General features: G+C 73.2%; 15 protein-coding genes. 7 read left to right on the top strand and 8 right to left on the bottom strand.

Annotated features, from left to right (window positions below; all coding sequences use genetic code 11):
• The first annotated feature begins 7 nt into the window (after positions 1-7).
• A complete protein-coding gene (gene manA, locus O7610_RS16925; RefSeq protein WP_281551708.1) occupies positions 8-1,195 on the top strand; it encodes a mannose-6-phosphate isomerase, class I in 1,188 nt (395 codons plus the stop codon).
• 222 nt (positions 1,196-1,417) lie between these two features.
• On the opposite strand, the gene O7610_RS16920 is transcribed toward manA, so the two are convergent.
• Together O7610_RS16920 and O7610_RS16915 are read right to left on the bottom strand one after the other, a co-directional pair.
• Complete coding sequence (locus tag O7610_RS16920) at positions 1,418-1,570, bottom strand: hypothetical protein (protein ID WP_278173964.1); 153 nt, start codon at positions 1,568-1,570, stop codon at positions 1,418-1,420.
• 39 nt (positions 1,571-1,609) lie between these two features.
• Positions 1,610-2,719, bottom strand: coding sequence for an RDD family protein (locus O7610_RS16915; protein ID WP_281555708.1), 1,110 nt, complete (start codon positions 2,717-2,719; stop codon positions 1,610-1,612).
• Between the two features lie 22 nt (positions 2,720-2,741).
• Between O7610_RS16915 and O7610_RS16910 the strand changes: the two genes are divergently transcribed.
• Complete coding sequence (locus tag O7610_RS16910; RefSeq protein ID WP_281567509.1) at positions 2,742-3,782, top strand: stage II sporulation protein M; 1,041 nt, start codon at positions 2,742-2,744, stop codon at positions 3,780-3,782.
• On the opposite strand, the gene O7610_RS16905 is transcribed toward O7610_RS16910, so the two are convergent.
• The 5 genes from O7610_RS16905 to O7610_RS16885 are packed head-to-tail and all read right to left on the bottom strand — an operon-like array spanning position 3,755 to position 9,194.
• Complete coding sequence (locus tag O7610_RS16905; protein ID WP_289213635.1) at positions 3,755-5,146, bottom strand: DUF58 domain-containing protein; 1,392 nt, start codon at positions 5,144-5,146, stop codon at positions 3,755-3,757. The two genes, O7610_RS16910 and O7610_RS16905, sit on opposite strands and share 28 nt — an antisense overlap.
• 43 nt (positions 5,147-5,189) lie before the next feature.
• Positions 5,190-6,173, bottom strand: a complete 984-nt coding sequence (locus tag O7610_RS16900; RefSeq protein ID WP_475048636.1) for an AAA family ATPase — start codon at positions 6,171-6,173, stop codon at positions 5,190-5,192.
• An 11-nt stretch (positions 6,174-6,184) separates the two neighbouring features.
• Positions 6,185-7,597, bottom strand: a complete 1,413-nt coding sequence (locus tag O7610_RS16895) for a DUF4350 domain-containing protein (protein WP_281551705.1) — start codon at positions 7,595-7,597, stop codon at positions 6,185-6,187.
• Positions 7,594-8,337: a DUF4129 domain-containing protein gene (locus O7610_RS16890; protein ID WP_289211344.1), complete on the bottom strand. Its 744-nt coding sequence runs from the start codon at positions 8,335-8,337 to the stop codon at positions 7,594-7,596. Before O7610_RS16890 ends, O7610_RS16895 begins: the two co-directional genes overlap by 4 nt.
• Positions 8,334-9,194, bottom strand: a complete 861-nt coding sequence (locus O7610_RS16885; RefSeq protein WP_289211343.1) for a hypothetical protein — start codon at positions 9,192-9,194, stop codon at positions 8,334-8,336. Before O7610_RS16885 ends, O7610_RS16890 begins: the two co-directional genes overlap by 4 nt.
• 209 nt (positions 9,195-9,403) lie before the next feature.
• On the opposite strand from O7610_RS16885, the gene mtrA reads away from it, so the two are divergent.
• The 5 genes from mtrA to hpf all read left to right on the top strand — a co-directional run bounded on the left by mtrA (position 9,404) and on the right by hpf (position 15,426).
• Positions 9,404-10,093, top strand: coding sequence for an MtrAB system response regulator MtrA (gene mtrA, locus O7610_RS16880; RefSeq protein ID WP_281551702.1), 690 nt, complete (start codon positions 9,404-9,406; stop codon positions 10,091-10,093).
• A 130-nt stretch (positions 10,094-10,223) separates the two neighbouring features.
• Complete coding sequence (mtrB, locus tag O7610_RS16875; RefSeq protein WP_281555706.1) at positions 10,224-11,912, top strand: MtrAB system histidine kinase MtrB; 1,689 nt, start codon at positions 10,224-10,226, stop codon at positions 11,910-11,912.
• Positions 11,909-13,735, top strand: coding sequence for an LpqB family beta-propeller domain-containing protein (locus O7610_RS16870; protein ID WP_281551701.1), 1,827 nt, complete (start codon positions 11,909-11,911; stop codon positions 13,733-13,735). Before mtrB ends, O7610_RS16870 begins: the two co-directional genes overlap by 4 nt.
• Before the next feature lie 9 nt (positions 13,736-13,744).
• Positions 13,745-14,461 (top strand): ComF family protein, encoded by a 717-nt coding sequence (locus O7610_RS16865; RefSeq protein WP_281551700.1) that lies wholly within the window; start codon positions 13,745-13,747, stop codon positions 14,459-14,461.
• Between the two features lie 269 nt (positions 14,462-14,730).
• Complete coding sequence (gene hpf / locus O7610_RS16860; protein WP_281555705.1) at positions 14,731-15,426, top strand: ribosome hibernation-promoting factor, HPF/YfiA family; 696 nt, start codon at positions 14,731-14,733, stop codon at positions 15,424-15,426.
• Positions 15,427-15,526: 100 nt separating this feature from the next.
• Here hpf and O7610_RS16855 read toward each other — a convergent pair whose 3' ends face one another.
• Positions 15,527-16,654, bottom strand: coding sequence for a GNAT family N-acetyltransferase (locus O7610_RS16855; protein ID WP_281551699.1), 1,128 nt, complete (start codon positions 16,652-16,654; stop codon positions 15,527-15,529).
• Positions 16,655-16,742: the final 88 nt, after the last annotated feature.

Here is a 16,742-nt window from a genome sequence, read left to right as displayed (position 1 = left end):
GGGCGTCGTGGAACTGTTGACCGGCCGGATCCGGGACTATGCCTGGGGGTCGCGGACCGTCATCGCGCAGCTGCAGGGGCGCCCGGCTCCGGCACCCGGGCCGGAGGCGGAGCTCTGGCTGGGTGCCCACCCCGGCGCGCCGTCCCAGGTGCGACGGGGCGCGGCGCTGGTCGGGCTGCCGGAGCTGATCGACCAGGATCCGGTGGGCTGGCTGGGCGAGCCGACCGCGACCCGGTTCGACGGGCGGCTGCCGTACCTGATGAAGGTGCTGGCCGCCGAGACGCCGCTGTCGTTGCAGGCGCATCCGGACGCGGCGCAGGCCCGCGCCGGGTACGCCGCGCAGTCGAAGCTGCCGGCCACCTCGGCGGGGCGTAACTACGTCGACCCGCACCACAAGCCGGAGCTGCTGGTGGCGCTCAGCGAGTTCGATGCGCTCTGCGGCTTCCGGGTGCCGCAGCTCTCCGCCGAGGTGCTGGCGGCGTTGGGTGTCGACGAGTTGGAGCCGGTGACCAAGGCGTTGCGGGTCGGCCCGGACGGGCTGCCGGAGGCGTTGGAGCGGCTGCTGCGGTGGCCGCGGCCGCAACGACCGGCTCTGGTCGCGGCGGCGGTGGCGGGTGCCGACCGACTGCCGACGCGGTACGCCGCCGACGCGGCGCTGCTGCGCCGGTTGGCCGGACACTATCCGGCCGACCCCGGGGTGCTGGTGGCGCTGCTGCTCAACCAGGTCACGCTGGCTCCGGGGGAGGCGATCTGGATGCCGGCCGGCAACCTGCACGCGTACCTGCGGGGTGCCGGCGTGGAGATCATGGCGGCCAGCGACAATGTGCTGCGCGGTGGGTTGACCCCCAAGCACGTTGACGTCGCGGAGTTGCTGCGGGTGTTGCGCTTCGAGGTGCTCGACGACCCGGTGGTACGCGCCCGGCCGGTGGACACCGGGGTGGTCACCTGGCCGGCGCCGGCCACCGAGTTCGCGCTGCACCGGGTTGTGCTCGACGCGGGGGCGCGGCAGGTGTCGGTGCCGGTCGAAGGTCCCCGGGTGGTGCTCTGCGTCGCGGGTGAGGTCGCCGTCGACGACGGTGTGGCGGCGGTGCCGGTCCGGGCAGGGCAGGCGGCGGTGGGGCCGGCGGGCGGGACGCCGTTGGTGGTCTCCGGCGCTGGTACGGCCTTCGTCGCCTCGGTCGCCTCAGCCGGCTAGCCGGCTAGCCGGCCGAGCCGGCTGCTGGCGGACAAGCACGCGGGGCGGCCGGGTGAGCGTCCGCTCCGCTCACCGACAGCCGCCCCGCGCATCCCCCCGGTTTGGTTCCCCCGCGCGTCAGCGTGACGATCATCGTGACGCGACGTAGTCATAGATTTGCAGTGAGTAGCCAGGCTGTCAAGCTAATCCGGAAATTACCGATTCGTGGCGTGTCGGCGGAGGTCAACCCTGGGAGCGGCTGCCCGGTCGTACCCAGGTCCAGATGCAGTACGCCAGCCAACCGAGTGCCAGCGCGGTGGCCAACGGGCGTAACCCGACCGCGTTCAACAGGATCACCAGGGCAAGGACGACCAACCACGGGAGGAATGCCTTCACGGCACCGATGCTGCCACACTTGGCCAGCCGCAAACCGGTTCACGACAGTGCGGATCCGGACGGCCGTTCTCGGTCCGATGGCGCGTCGGAGGCGCGCAGCGTGCTGGCGACCGGTGGACGGCGTACCCCGGTCCAGTCCGGCTGCTCCGCCGTCGGGCCCAGCCAGGGCGGCCGCGGCCAGCTGCCGCGCGGCCAGTCCGGTCCGTCCCGCTGCGCCGGCGCAACCGGCCCGGGCGCAGCGGTCCGGACCGGCTCGGGTGCAGCGGTCCGGACCGGCGCCGCCGGACGCAGGGCGCTCGTCCGCGCCGGACTCACCGCGGCGAGTTCCGGCCAGAGCACGGCGGTCACCGCCCTGGTCCGGGCCAGCCGCTGCGCCGACCGGCGACGGCGTTCGGCGAGAACCGCCGCCAGGTAGGCCCAGTGCGGGACACCGGCCGGCGGCGGGGGAGTGACCACTGCCGCGACCTGTTCGGTCACCAACCGGACCAGGTCGGAGCGGGCCGGTTCGGCGAACCCGTGGCCCCGGGCGAGCAGATGCCGTACGTCCAGCGCGAGGTCGTCGTCGAGGCGGCTCAGGTCGAGGGTACGGGCCCAACCGGCGAGCACCGGCGGCATGTCCGGCACCCACCCCCAGGCCGCCGGTGCCCGGTCGTGCACCACGATCGTGCCGGCGGCCAGGTCCCCGATGCGTTTGCCGTCCCGGTTGGTCACCAGTGTCACCAGGCTGGCCAGCCAGGTGAGCGGCGGCAGCAGCAGTCCGGGCCACTCCGCGGCCACGCCGACCAGAGCGCGGGCCAGCGAGTGTCGGAAACGTGGCGGGCTGCCGTCGTCGCGTACCACCCGGATGCCGACCGCCAGTTTGCCGACGGTACGGCCGGCGTTCAGCGTCTCGCACAGCACCGGGTAGCCGACCAGCACCAGGACGGCGCCGACCGTGAGTAGCGCCTGCCCGAGCGCCTCGTCGACTTCGATGGACGCGCGCATCGACGCGAGCAGCAGCCCGGCCAGGACCGCCAGCACCACCGCGATCAGCGCCTGCACGGCGAGGTCGACGAGCAGGGCCAGTAGCCGCGAGCCGAGCCGGGCCAGCCGTACCTCCACCTCGACAGCTTCGCCGCTGACCAGCCTGCCGCCCCCGGTTGTCTGCATGGCCACCCTGCCAGTGAACACTATGGGACGGGAGGTGACCGTGGACCTCGACGCGTACGTGGCGGAGCACGGGCCCCAGTGGCGACGACTGGAACAGCTCGTGCGTGCCCGGCGACTAACCGTCGCCGAGGTGGACGAGCTGGTCGCGCTCTACCAGCGGACCGCCACCCACCTGTCGGCGGTCCGCAGCCGCTCGCCGGACCCGGCGCTGGTCGCCCGGCTGTCCCGGCTGGTGCTGGCGGCCCGCGCTCGGCTCACCCGGGGCCGGGGATTCTCCTGGGCCCGGGTCGGCCGGTTCTTCAGCGTCGGGTTCCCCCGGGCGGTGTTCCAGGCGGCGCCCTGGTGGGCGGCGGTGGCGGTCGCTTTCTGCACGCTCACCGGTTTTCTGATGTGGTGGGTGGCCGGCAATCCGGACAGCGCCCGGCTGCTGATCGGTGACCAGGCCGCCGCTGAGCTCGCCGAGTCGAGCTTCGCCGGCTACTACACCCGGTACGCGGCACCGAACTTCGCCGCCCAGTTGTGGGCGCACAACGCCTGGCTCGCCGCGCAGTGCCTGGCCGCGGGCGTACTGGTGGTCCCGGTGCTCTACCTACTCTGGGTGAACGCGCTGAATCTCGGGGTCACCGGTGGGGTGATGATCTCGTACGACCGGGCGGATGTCTTCTTCGGACTGGTCACGCCGCACGGTCTGCTGGAGTTGACCGGCGTCTTCATCGCTGCCGGCGTGGGGCTGCGGATCGGCGGGGCGTGGATCGCGCCGCCGGCGCACCTGACCCGGGGCCGGGCGGTCGCCGAGGCCGGGCTCTCCGGCGTACTGGTGGCGCTCGGGCTGGTGCTGCTGTTCGCGGTGGCCGGGCTGATCGAGGCCTTCGTCACCCCGGCACCGCTGCCGACCTGGCTGCGGGTCGCGATCGGTTTCGCCGCCTGGCTCGCCTTCCTCGGCTACGTCCTCATCCTCGGCTCCCGGCACCCCGCCGACCCGGCCCGGCACCACGCCGATCAAGCCCCGACCCGGACCGTCGACGGGGGCCCGGTTCAGAGCCGGCCGAGCAGTTTCAGCTGAAGGTAGAGGTCTGCGAGCCGGTCGGCGAAGCTCGGCGCGGCCGCGTCCAGCACCGGAACACCGTGCCGACGCAGCGCACCACCGACCCGGTCCCGCTCGGCCCTGGTCTGTGCCGCGGAGGCGGCCAGGTACGCGTCGGCGACATCGCGTACCGGCCCGTCTGCGACGGCCGGCACCGCCGGATCCCCGACTGCGGCCACCACGACCTGGTGTCGGGCGACGAGCCGGGGCAGTACCGGCAGCAGACCGTCGCCGAGCGCCGCCGGCTCCAGCGCGGTGCAGAGCACCACCAGGGACCGGCGAGTCTCCCGGCGGAGCACCTCACCGACCATCAGCTCGTGGTCCGTCTCCACCAGCGTCGGTTGCAGCGCCGCCAGTTCGGCGACCAACCGGGGCAGCAGCGTCTGCCGGTTCGCACCCCAGATGCGCGCCCGGACCTTCGTGTCCACCGCCAGCAGGTCGAACCGGTCACCGGCCCGGTGCGCCAGCGTGGCCAGCAGCAGCGCGGCGTCGACCGCCACGTCCAGCCGGGGCTGGTCGCCGACGCGGACCGCCGACGTGCGCCCGGTGTCCAGGACGAACACCACCCGCCGGTCCCGCTCCGGGCGCCAGGTCCGGACCAGTACGTCGGAGCGCCGGGCGCTGGCCCGCCAGTCGATCGACCGTACGTCGTCGCCGACCACGTACTCGCGCAGGTTGTCGAACTCGGTGCCCTGCCCCCGTCCCCGGGTCGCCCGCATGCCGTCGATCACCCGCAGCCGGGCCAGCTTCTCCGGCAACAGCCGCCGGGAGTTGAAGCGGGGCAGCACCCGCAGCGTCCATTGCGGGGTGGACGGCCGCCGGCGTCGCTGCCGGAACGCCAGCCCGAGTGGGCCGGTGGACCGGACGGTCACCTCGACGGCGCGCCGGTCGCCGCAACGGGTCGGGCTGAGTACGGCGGGCATTGCGGCGGTGGCTCCCGGTGCCAGCCGTACCCGCCAGACGGGCCCACCGCCGATGGTGCCGGCGGGGTAAGCGGCGGTGGAGGCGCGATCGGCCGGATCGGTGCCGGCGGGATCGGCGACGATGCTCTCGGCGGGGGCGGCGCCGGCCGACGGGGTCCAGGCGTCGCGGACCTCGGCCCGCAGTCGCCGTCGGGAGCCGTTGCGCAGCCGCAACGTCACTGTCGCCGCAGTGCCGAACCAGCTGGTCCGGTCGCCGTCGCGGCGCAGTTCCAGGGCGCTCAGTGGGGCGGCCCACGCCAGGTCGATCAGCGAGAGCAGGGCCACCGATCCGGTGACGACCACCAGACCCAGCCATGGCCGCGGCCACCACGGCAGAGTCACCGCGCCGGCCCCGAGCAGCACCGCCGCCCGCCAGGTCAGCACGGCGGCCGTCCGGCCCCGGCCGGCGGCACCTCCGGCCCGGTCACCGTGGCGTCGGGACGGCGCCGAGCACCGATTCGAGTACGGCGTCCTCGATGACCCCCTCCAGTTCCGCCTCCGGCCGGAGCCGGATCCGGTGCCGCAGGGTGGCCCGGGTGACCGCCTTCACGTCGTCCGGTGTGACGTAGTCGCGGCCGGCCAGCCACCCCCACGCCTTGGCAGTGTTGAGCAGCGCGGTGGTGCCCCGCGGTGAGGCACCGAGCGCCAGCGCGGGAGCCGTCCGGGTGGCCCGGCACAGGTCCACGATGTAGCCGAACACCTCTTCGCTGACCCGTACCTGCCCGATGGCCCGGCGGGCCGCGGCCAGGTCGGCCGCCCCGGCGACCGGGCGCACCCCGGCGGCGGCCAGGTCCGCCGGATCGAAGCCGGCGTGGTGGGCCCGCAGCACGCCCAGTTCCTCGTTCCGGCTGGGCAGCGGTACGGACAGCTTGAGCAGGAACCGGTCGAGCTGCGCCTCCGGCAACGGGTAGGTGCCCTCGTACTCGATCGGGTTCTGGGTGGCGGCCACGATGAACGGTGCCGGCAGCGGCCGGCGGACCCCTTCCACCGAGACCTGGTGCTCCTCCATCACCTCGAGCAGGGCCGACTGCGTCTTCGGTGGTGTCCGGTTGATCTCGTCGGCGAGCAGCAGGTTGGTGAAGACCGGGCCTTCCCGGAAGGTGAACGCGGCACTCCGTGGATCGAAGATGAGTGACCCGGTGACGTCGCCCGGCATCAGGTCCGGGGTGAACTGCACCCGCTTGGCGTCCAGATCCAGCGCTGCGGCGAACGCGCGTACCAGCAGCGTCTTGGCGACGCCGGGTACGCCTTCCAGCAGCACGTGCCCACGGCAGAGCAGCGCGATGACCAGACCGGTGACCACGGCGTCCTGCCCGACCACGGCCTTGGCGACCTCGGCACGCAGCCGGCGTAGCGCGTCACGGGCCGCGTCGTGGTCGGCGGGTGCGGCGTCCGCCGGACCGGTCACGCTGGGTCGGGTCACCAGGGTTCTCCTTCGATCGCGGATGGGGACCGGGGTGCCGGAGCCACCGGCCCGTCGGACGGTGTCCGGACCGGCCCGGCTGCCGGTTCGATGCGGTTGGCCGGACCGGCGACCTCGGTGGGCAGGGCGGCCAGCCGCCGGGCCAGGTGCAGCAGGTCGCCGTCGGTGGTGGGCGGCGGCCCGTACAGCAACGCGTCGATCTGCTCGGCGGACGCCCCGGTCCGGTCGGCGACCGCCGCCACGACGTCCGCCGGTTGGGGTTGATCCGGCAGATCCAGCATCGGGACGAGTCGGGCCAGCGCGGCGGTACGCAGGATACCCGTGGTGGGGGCCCGTTCCCGGGACCGCCGGTAGAGCTGCCCTCGGCCCAGCATCGTCTCGGCAACCGGAACTGTCACCGGCAGCGCCTCGTACACCGGTGGACCGAACCGGCGGGCCCGCCACAGCACCAGTACCAGGGCGGCGACGGCCAGCTGGGCGAGCGACGCCCAGAACCACGGCGGAAAGGCGTCCAGCAGGGTGTCCTGCGACGGCCGGACCTCGCTGGCCACGGGTCCCTGCGGTTGCCCGGTCGGCTGGGCGCTGACCCGCGGGCCGGCGCTCGGATCGTCCTCGCCGAGGTGGATCGACGGCTGCTGCACCGGCTCCCCGGGCTCCGGTGGGGTGTCCGGGTGGGCGAGGTCGAGCCAGACCACCTGCGCCCGGGTGCCGAGCAGCTGGGCGGCGAACCGCGCGTTGCGGTGCTCGTCGAACCGGTCGTTGCGGAACGGGTCGCTCGCCCCGACCACCACCAGCTCGGCCTGCCCCCAGTCGAGCCGGGCCAGGCCGGCATCGAAACACAGGTCGAACCGGTCCGGGTCGATTCCGGGCGGGGCAGCGTAACGCTGCCGTACGGCCGCCGCCGGTCCGGTGCCGGCCACCTCGGGCAGTGCGCACGGCCGGCCGTCATGGTCCGGACCGTCGACCCGGGCCGCCCAGCGCCGGGTACGGCTGTCAACCGGCAGCGGCTCGCCGCGCAGCAGCCGGGCCGGCGGATCGACCAGCAGCACCCGGGTCCCGGCCGGCATCCGACCGAGCGCCCGCAGGTAGTCCGGATGCACCAGGGTCGGCGCGGGAACGAACAGCGTGGTGGGTCCGGTCAGCGCGGCGCGGATCGCGTCGACGGTCCCGTCGGCGGAGTGGACGGCGATACCGTCGTCGCGCAACGCGGCGGCCAGGTCGCTGCCGCCGTCCGGGCCGTGGTTGGTCGGGGAGAGGAAGCCGGGCCGGGTCGGGTCCGGGTGGGTCAGCTGGTACGCCACGGCGGTGCCGACGAGCAGTACGCCGACCACCGTGAACGGGATCGCGATCCGCAGCCACCGCCACCGCCGCTGTTGCAGCCGTGGGCGGCGGACACCGGGCCGGGTCACCGTCGCCGGCCCGGTCGCTGGCCGGCGGGCCGACGGTCCTGGTCGAGTGCCTGACGCAGCTGGCCGGCGAGTTCGCGCATCCGCCGGTCGTGGCCGGGCAGTGCCGGCTGCTCTCCGTACCACACGTCGCTGAAGATGTCGCCGGCCTCGGTCAGCACGGGGTGGGCGGCCGGCTCGGTCCGCCCGGCCACGTCGGCGAGTTCGGTGACGGTCCAGCTGGGGCGGTCGGTGAGCACCCCGTGGTCGGTGACCTCCACGACCATCGCGCGCAACCGTTCCCGGACCGCCTCGGCGTACCGGCCCTGGTCGGCGTACCGGTCGGCGAGTGCGGCCGGAACGTCGGTCGACCGGGGCGGCGGCACCGGCGAACCACCGGGGCGATCGCCGCCGGCGGTCGCCGTCCGGCGCCGCCAGCGGCGTGGATCGAACGCGGCCAGCCAGCGGCGTGGATCGAACGCGGCCAGCCAGCGGCGCGGATCGAACGCGGCCAGCCAGCGGGGCAGGCCGGGCGGTGCCGGCCGCCAGCGGCCCAGCCGGCGCAGCCGGTCGGTTAGGCCCGGCCGGCCCAGCCAGCCCCATGGACCGGGCCGGCGCCGTGGCCACCAGCGGGGCCAGTGGAACCATCCGAGGGCGACCAACGCGGCGCCGGCCATCAGCAGCACTGTGGCAAGGGGCAGCGGGACGACGTCGCCGACGGCGGCGACGAACTCGGTCCACCAGCGGCTCACGGTCGCGATCACCCGCCAGCAACCGGCAAACCGGCGTCCGGTCTCACCGACGCTGCGGCCCGGAAGGTGCTCGTCGGGGTCGACGCTCGCCGCAGGCGGATGTCCAGTCCTTCGGTACGCATCCGCGTCTCCACGTGCAGGACGGCGTCCAGGCAGGCGAGTGCCGGGTAGCCGACCGCGTTGAGAAGGGTCCAGCCGGCGACGGTCGCGACGGCGAGCCACGCCGCGTCCCGGTCGACCAGGTTCACCGCGCCGATCGCCAGGCCGGCGCGGATGACGAACCAGATCAGGTAGCCCAGGACGCGGATCAGCCCGGCGCGCAGCCCGGCGCGGGTGGCGAGCGCGGCGGACCGGGCCAGCGACTGCCAGACCGGCACCCGGTCCAGCACCACGGCCGGGACCGCCAGCCCGAGGACCGCGTATCCGATGAACCAGACCGGTCCGGCGAGCGCGGCGGTGAACATGATGGTGCCGGCCGCCCAGGCGGCCAGCACGACTGCGGCGAACCGGCCGCCGCGCGGGTCGAGCAGCCGGGCCCCGGTGCTGCGCCGACCGGACAGCGCCGCTCCGGCAGCCCGCGAGGTGAGGCCGCTGAGCAGGGCGATCGCCGTCACTTCGAGGGCTGCCCCGGCGGCGAGCAGCAGCCAGTAGAGGCCGAGCCGGTTCCAGCTCGGCAGGTACCCGGGGGCGGTGGCTCCGGCCGCCTCGCGCAGTGGGAGCAGCAGCAGTTGCTCACCGAGAGCGAGTACGGCGCCGACGGTCAACAGGACGGGCGCGTGGCCGCGGAGCAGACCCACGGCTGCGTCCAGCAGTTCGCCCGTGGTGAGCGGGCGCAGCGGCAGCACGTCGGGCGGGCCGGCGTGATCCACGCGGACTCCTGGTGACGAGGTGGTCGATGGTTCGGACGGGACGCTGGCCTACCATCGTGGCACGCGGATCGCCGTCAGCCGCTGTAGGGCGGCGCGGCGTCCGGAATGTCGCGACTATGGGGGATGTCACGACCGGGCCGGTGGCGCTGCCACCAGCCCGGCCGGGTGGCGGTCCCCCACCGCTGGAACCGGGATGGAATATTGGTCACATGAGAGCCCGCGTGCTGGTTGTCGATGACGATCCCGCCCTGGCGGAGATGATGGGTATCGTGCTGCGCAGCGAGGGCTTCCTGCCGTCGTTCGTTGCCGACGGTGAGCGGGCGCTCGCCGCGTTCCGGGACAACCGGCCGGACATCGTGCTGCTCGACCTGATGCTGCCCGGGATGAGCGGGATCGACGTCTGTCGGGCGATCCGCTCCGAATCGGGCATCCCGATCGTCATGCTCACCGCCAAGAGCGACACCGTCGACGTCGTGCTCGGCCTGGAGTCCGGCGCCGACGACTACGTGGTGAAGCCGTTCAAGCCCAAGGAGCTGGTCGCCCGGATGCGGGCCCGGCTGCGCCGGGGCGAGGACGTCGCGCCCGAACTGCTCACCATCGGGCCACCGGGGAACCAGATCACCATCGACGTGCCGGCGCACACCGTCAGCCGCGACGGTGCGGAGGTGAAGCTGACCCCACTGGAGTTCGACCTGCTGGTCGCGCTGGCCCGCAAACCGCGCCAGGTGTTCACCCGTGAGGTGCTTCTGGAGCAGGTCTGGGGTTACCGGCACGCGGCCGACACCCGGCTGGTGAACGTGCACGTGCAGCGGCTGCGCGCCAAGATCGAGCCGGATCCGGAGCGACCCGAAATCATCCTCACCGTTCGGGGCGTGGGCTACAAGGCGGGCACCGGCTAGCCTGGTCCGTACTGTGGCTGGCCGATCCCGCACCGTGTCCGACCTGTCCTCCCGTGTCAGTGGCGCACTGCGCCCGGCGCGGGATCTGCTGCTGGCCCGGACCCGGCCGGTGACCAGCGGAGCCCAGCGGATGTGGCGCAGGTCCCTGCAGCTGCGGGTGGTGACCATCACCCTGGTCGCGTCCGGCCTGCTGGTCGGCGGGTTCGCGTACATGGTGGCGTCGCAGAGCACCAACATCCTGCTGGACCGGGCCCGGGAGGACGTGCAGCGGCGGCTCACCCACGGGCGGGACTACGCCGCCGAGCAGATGAGCGTGCATCCGCAGTACTTCGACCCGCAGGTCCGGGTGACCTTCGAGCTGACCGTCAGCACCCTGGCCGGCGGCGACCCCGACCAGGTGGGTGGGGTGGTCGTGGTGATGGCGGCGAGCGGCTACCCACTGATCCAGTCGGCGACCTCGCCGGCGGTGGACGCGTCCGGCATGATCAGCGACGAACTGGCCCGGCACGTCGGCTCCGGTGCCCAGGCGCATCAGATCCGCACCGGTGACCTCGGCGAGGGGCGGCTCAAGTACCTGGTCTACGGCTCCCCGGTGCCGACCAAGTTCGGTCAGGTCGAGCTCTACTACCTGGTGCCGCTGACCACCCAGGATCAGGCCGCCAACCAGATCCGGGCGACCGTGCTCATCACCGGACTGGCCCTGGTGATGCTGCTCGGCCTGCTGGCCGCGCTGGTCACCAGGCTGGTCGTCACGCCGGTACGGGTGGCCGCGCGCACCGCGCAGCGACTCTCCGCCGGGCTGCTGGACCAACGGATGGTGGTCGACGGCGAGGACGACCTGGCCATGCTGGCCGCCTCGTTCAACCAGATGGCGACCAACCTGCAGCGGCAGATCACCCGGCTGGAGGAGATGTCCCGGCTGCAGCGTCGGTTCACCTCCGACGTGTCGCACGAGCTGCGCACCCCCCTGACCACCGTACGGATGGCCGCCGATCTGCTCTTCGCCGAGCGGGACGGCTTCGACCCGGCGGCGGCCCGCAGCGCCGAGCTGCTGCAGACCGAGCTGGACCGGTTCGAGAGCCTGCTCACCGATTTGCTGGAGATCAGCCGGTTCGATGCCGGGTTCGCCGTGCTGGACGCCGAGCCGACCGATCTGGTGTCGGTGGTCCGCCGGGTCGCCGACCGGCTCGATGGGCTGGCCGCACGGCTCGGCGTGCGGATCGAGCTGCGACTGCCCGCGACGCCGGTGATCGCCGAGGTGGATCCCCGTCGGGTCGAGCGGGTGCTGCGCAACCTGGTCGGCAACGCCGTCGAGCACGGCGAGGGCCGGCCGGTGGTGGTCACTCTCGGCGTCGATGACGCGGCAGTCGCGGTGACCGTACGCGATCATGGGGTCGGCCTGCGCGCCGGGGAGGACAAGTTGGTGTTCAACCGCTTCTGGCGGGCGGATCCGTCCCGTGCCCGGCAGACCGGTGGGACCGGCCTCGGCCTGTCGATCAGCGTGGAGGACGCCCGGCTGCACGGCGGCTGGCTGGAAGCGTGGGGCGCGCCTGGCGAGGGTGCGCAGTTCCGGCTCACCCTGCCGGCCCGGGCCGGTGACCGGCTCGCCTCGTCACCGCTGCGGCTGGTTCCGGAGGACCGCCGGCCGTCGGACGGCGGGTCGGACGGTGCCGATCCGGACGAGCCGTGGCGGGCGCCGACGCAGCCCGCTCCGCCCGGCGCCGAACCGGTCGGCACGATGGTGGTCCTCCCGGAGCAGAGCGTCGGCTCCGACGACCGGGCCAGTGGCGGCGTGGCCGCGACCGGAGCGGCACCGTGACCCGCCGGTGGCGTCGACTGGCGCTGCTGCCGGTGCTCGCCGGGGTGCTGCTCGCCGGGTGCGGCATTCCGGAGAACACCGACGTTCGGGTCGACGGACAGGGTCCGGCACCCGGCCTGCCGACCGGTGGCGGCGGGGCCCAGACGCCGGCGTCGCGGCTCGACGAACGCAACAACACCGAGGCGTTCGTCGTCAACTTCCTGCAGGCCGCCGCCGTGGAGGCGGAACGGGCAGTGGAACAGGTACGTGAGTACGTCGCGCCACAGGACCGCGCGGACATCCGCGATCCCAACCCTGAGGTCGCGCTGACCGTGGTCCGACTGCGGGAACGTCCGCAGATCACCCGGGCCGAGGCCGGGGTGGAGGAGGTGGCGCTCGACGTCCAGCAGCTGGGCCTGCTGCGGCCGAACGGGGCGTTGGAGCCGCTGCCCGCCCAGGAGCCGGAGTTCACCGAGTACACCTTCCAGGTCGGGTCGGTCGCCGGTGAGACGGGCAAGTTCGTCCTCAACCCGCCGGCGGCGTTGCTGCTCAGCGTGGATGCGTTGAACACGTTCTACCTGCAGCGCACCATCTACTTCTGGGACACCAGCGAACGGGCGCTGGTGCCGGATCTGCGCTACCTGCCGGTGGCGGTGCCGTTGGAACGCCAGCGCACCGTCCTGCTGGACATGCTGATCGGCGGGCCGTCGAGCTGGCTAGCCTCGGCGGTGCAGGCGCTGCCGAGCGGTATCCGCTCGGGCGGCAACGTGCCCGACACCGGGGACCGGCTGAAGGTCACGTTGATCGCCGACGCGACCCCGTTCGCCGACGAACGCGAACTCGACCGACTGGCCGGCCAGCTGATGTGGTCGCTGTGGCCGGAGTTCGACAACGACCTGGAGCTGACCATCCAGGGACAGACCCCGAAGGTCTACCCGGGTGCCGACCTGCTGGCGATGAACGGCACCCAGGCGCTGCCCGAGACGCCCGAACGGTTCACCGTCTACCAGGGCCGGGTGCACCGGCTGCGCAGCTCGGCGCGCTCCGGCGAGCCGATCCCGGTGCTCACCGAGGAGGTCAACCAGAACGTGGTCACCGCCGGTTTCACCCAGGCCGGTGGTGGCACGTACGCGGCTCTCGCGGTGGCCGACGGCGGTGCCCAGCGGCTGATCGTCGGCGCGGCGACCGGGGCCGGTACCAGCTTCGACGCCAGCACCCGGACCTTCGACGACATCGGCCGGCCGGTCTGGCTCAAGGCACCAGGTGACGCGGGTCTCGTCGTCGCGGACGGCGGGCTGTTCTCGTTCAGGGTCGGCAGCGGTGCGGTCGAACAGGTCACGCTGCCCGGGGTGACGGGCGAGGTGCAGTCGGTCGGGGCGGCCCCGGACGGTCACCGGATCGCGTTGGTGGTCGACGGCCGGCTGTACGTGGCCGCGCTGAGCCGGGGCGGCAAGCTCGAGGTGCTGCCACCCCGCCGGGTGCCGACCTCACTGTCCGACCTCACCCAGGTCGACTGGGTGGCCGAGACGCTGCTGGTGGCGGCCGGCACGAACCCTGACGGGCGGGTCAGCCTGTACGACGTGACGGTGGACGGCGCGATCGAGACCAGTTCGCTGCGGGACCTCGGCGGGGCGAGCGTGACCCACCTGGCCGGCTATCCAGCGAACCCGGTCGGCGGCGGCACGGTCGGTGCCCGGATGTACGTCGCCAACGGTGTGCCGTACGACCTGTTCGAGCCGAGCGAGCAGATCCGGCCGGAGGAGATCGAAGGGGTGGAGCCGAGCGGGACCGAGGAGCCGGAGAACTCGACCGCCAATCCGACCGCCCCGTTCTTCCTGTACTGACCTGCGGCGGTGGTGGGCGACGTCTGGTCGGCGCTGGCCGACCTGGTGCTGCCGGCGGAGTGCGCCGGTTGCCGCCGCACCGGCGGCCGGCTGCGGTTCGGTGTGTGCGGCCGGTGCGCCGACGAGGTGCAGCGGCTGCGTCCCCGGCCGGTACGCCCCGAGCCGGCCCCGCCGGACCTGCCGCCCTGCGTGGCGTTGGGTGAGTACGCGGGGGTGCTGCGGGAGTTGCTGCTGGCGTACAAGGAACGGGGGCGGCACGGGCTGGGCCGGCCGCTGGGCCGGCTGCTCGGCGACGCGGTTGCCGCCGCGGTCGGCACCGGTGCGGACCGGCCGGTGCTGCTGGTTCCGGTGCCGAGCACCGCTGCGGCGGCGCGGGCCCGGCACGGTGATCATCTCGCCCGGCTGACCCGGTACGCGGCGGCCCGGTTACGGGTCGACGGCCGGCGGGTCACGGTGGCGCGGCCGCTGCGGGCCCGGACCCGCCCGGACTCGGCCGGGATGGACAGCGCGGCGCGGCTGGCGTCCGCGCGGACGGCGTTTCGGCCCCGGCGGGTCGGACTTGACACCTCGCTGCGGGCGGATCCGCGACTGCGGGTGATCGTGGTGGACGACATCGTCACCACCGGTGCGACGCTGGCCGCCGTGCACCGGCTGCTCGTCGCGCAGGGGCTGCCGGCGTATGCCGCAGTGGTGCTCGCAGCGACGCGACGCCGTCACCTGCGGTAACCAGGGTGTGGTGTCCTTTGTCGGGGTTTGTTCATGATCTGGGAATCTTCGCGCACCGGTCCCCGCCGAACTGATGACGCGCCGCCGTCGGCGGGTTAGCGTAGGCGCATCAGGGGTATGGCCGGTGGTTGAACAACCGCCTGAGGTGTCCCGGAGGGAGGTGTATTCCGCTACCCGGCCGGTCGACGCCGACCGCTCTCGGTCCGCTGACCGGTCCTGCATTATTTCGCAGCGACACCGATCGTTCAGATCGTTTCAGGAGGTCACGCGTGGACATCGTGGTGAAAGGCCGCAACGTAGAGGTCCCCGACCACTACCGAGCCCATGTAGCCGAGAAGTTGGCCAAGGTCGAACGGTACGACCACAAGCTGATGCGCGTCGACGTCGAGTTGTTTCACGAGCGCAATCCCCGTCAGTCGGACCACTGCCAGCGGGTCGAACTCACCTGTGTCTCGCGCGGGCCGGTGATCCGGGCGGAAGCGTGCGCCAAGGATTTCTACCGCGCCCTCGACGCCGCCATCAGCAAGCTGGACACCCGGCTGCGCCGCGCCGCCGACCGGCGCCGGGTGCACCGCGGCCGGCACGCGCCGGTTTCGGTGGCCGAGGCGACCTCCGGGCTGCCGACCGCAGGACTGAACGGCTTCGCCCCGTTACCGCCGTCCCAGCCGACCGAGGAGCCGGCGGCATCGGTCGCGGTACTCGACCGCACCGCGCAGGATTTCACCGACGATGGGTACGACGACGTTGTCGACGAGTACGACGACCAGCCCTGGCATATCGTCCGGGAGAAGGAACACCCGGGCGATCCGATGACGGTCGACGACGCCTTGTTCCAGATGGAACTGGTCGGGCACGACTTCTATCTGTTCCTGGACAAGGAGTCAGGCCGGCCGAGCGTGGTCTACCGCCGCAAAGGCTACGACTACGGTGTCATCGCGCTGGCTGAACCGACCGTCACCGCCTGATCGACCACCATTTCGGCAATTCGTGGTCGGCCGGTCGGATACCGTTGCCCATCGCCGCCAAACGGGCGGTCGTCGATGGTATCCGACCGGCCGGCGCGGCTCACGCTTCGTCGAGGTCGGCCGGTAGCAGCGAGTACTGGACGCTGTCGTGGCGGCTGGCGTCCGCGCCGGGCAACTGGGCCCGGTTCCGCCCTTCGCGCTGAAATCCGGCCCGCTCCAGCACCCGCTGGGACGCGACGTTGCTGGGCAGCGCACCGGCGGCCAACCGGGCGACGGCCGTACTCGCGAAGATCCACCGGGCGAGCAGCCGTACCGCCCGAGCGGTGTAGCCGCGCCCGCGCCACTGGGGCAGCAGCGAATAGCCGATCATCGCCTCGCCGAGTTCCGGACTCAGATAGGCGAGCCCGATCCGCCCGGCCGGCGTACCGCTGGCCGCGTCGCAGACGACCACGTCGATCCGCTGGCCGGCCAGCCACCTGCCCGGTGCCTTGGCGCACTGCGCCTCGATCAGGGCGCGGGTCGGCACCACCGGTGGGACCGAAGTCGCGGCGACGTCGGGCAGCGACTCCAGGTGGTACGCGAAGTCGACGTCGGCCGGGCCGAGCGGGCGCAGCCGGACCACCCCGTCCGTCAACCCGTCGCCGGGCAGGTCCGGCAGGGTGCGTGGGGTCGGGCCCGGTGGGTCGCCGGCCAGCCGGGTCCAGACCACCAGGTCCTCCCGGTCGGCGGTCGGCCCTCGGCCGGGCTGGCTGGCGGCGCCCCGGCGTACCCCCTCGAAGCTGAACCCGGCGGCCAGCGCCACCCGCTGGCTGACCGCGTTGGCGGCGTCGGTGAGCAGTTCGACCCGACCGAACCCGGAGCGCACCGCATGGCCGGTGGCGGCGATGGTGGCGGCGGTGGCTGCCCCCTTGCCCCGGGCCCGGGGTGTGATCCAGTAGCCGACCTCGATCTGGGCCCGCTCGGGTACGGCCCGGCTGAGCCCGACGCAGCCGAGCAGTTCGTCGCTGCCCGGGTCGGCGATCGCCCAGGCCGCGCCGCCGCCGGCCCAGGCGGCGGTGGACCCCTTGGTGATCCAGCGCAGTGCATCGACGACCGTGTATGGCCGGGGCAGGTCGGGGATGAACCGCTGGGTGATCGGATCGCCGCAGGCCTCGGCGACCGCAGGGGCGTCGTCGGGCAGAAACATCCGAAGCCGGACGCCGCCCTCGGTGAGTTCGACGGGTTCCACCGGCCCATCCTGACGCAGCTTTCGCGCAGGGCATAACGCATATGCTGCACGCACCCCGCCGGCATGGTCCGTTATGTCGGAATATCCG

The sequence above is a fragment of the Solwaraspora sp. WMMA2065 genome (genome assembly GCF_030345075.1).
Classification (GTDB): domain Bacteria; phylum Actinomycetota; class Actinomycetes; order Mycobacteriales; family Micromonosporaceae; genus Micromonospora_E.
This window is presented reverse-complemented; position numbering and strand designations above follow the sequence as displayed.

Excerpts from the sequence above, each read along its gene's own strand:
- O7610_RS16915 (WP_281555708.1), bottom strand. The coding sequence starts at position 2,719 with ATGCAGACAACCGGGGGCGGCAGGCTGGTCAGCGGCGAAGCTGTCGAG.
- O7610_RS16910 (WP_281567509.1), top strand. The coding sequence starts at position 2,742 with ATGGGACGGGAGGTGACCGTGGACCTCGACGCGTACGTGGCGGAGCAC.
- mtrA (WP_281551702.1), top strand. The coding sequence starts at position 9,404 with ATGAGAGCCCGCGTGCTGGTTGTCGATGACGATCCCGCCCTGGCGGAG.
- mtrB (WP_281555706.1), top strand. The coding sequence starts at position 10,224 with ATGTGGCGCAGGTCCCTGCAGCTGCGGGTGGTGACCATCACCCTGGTC.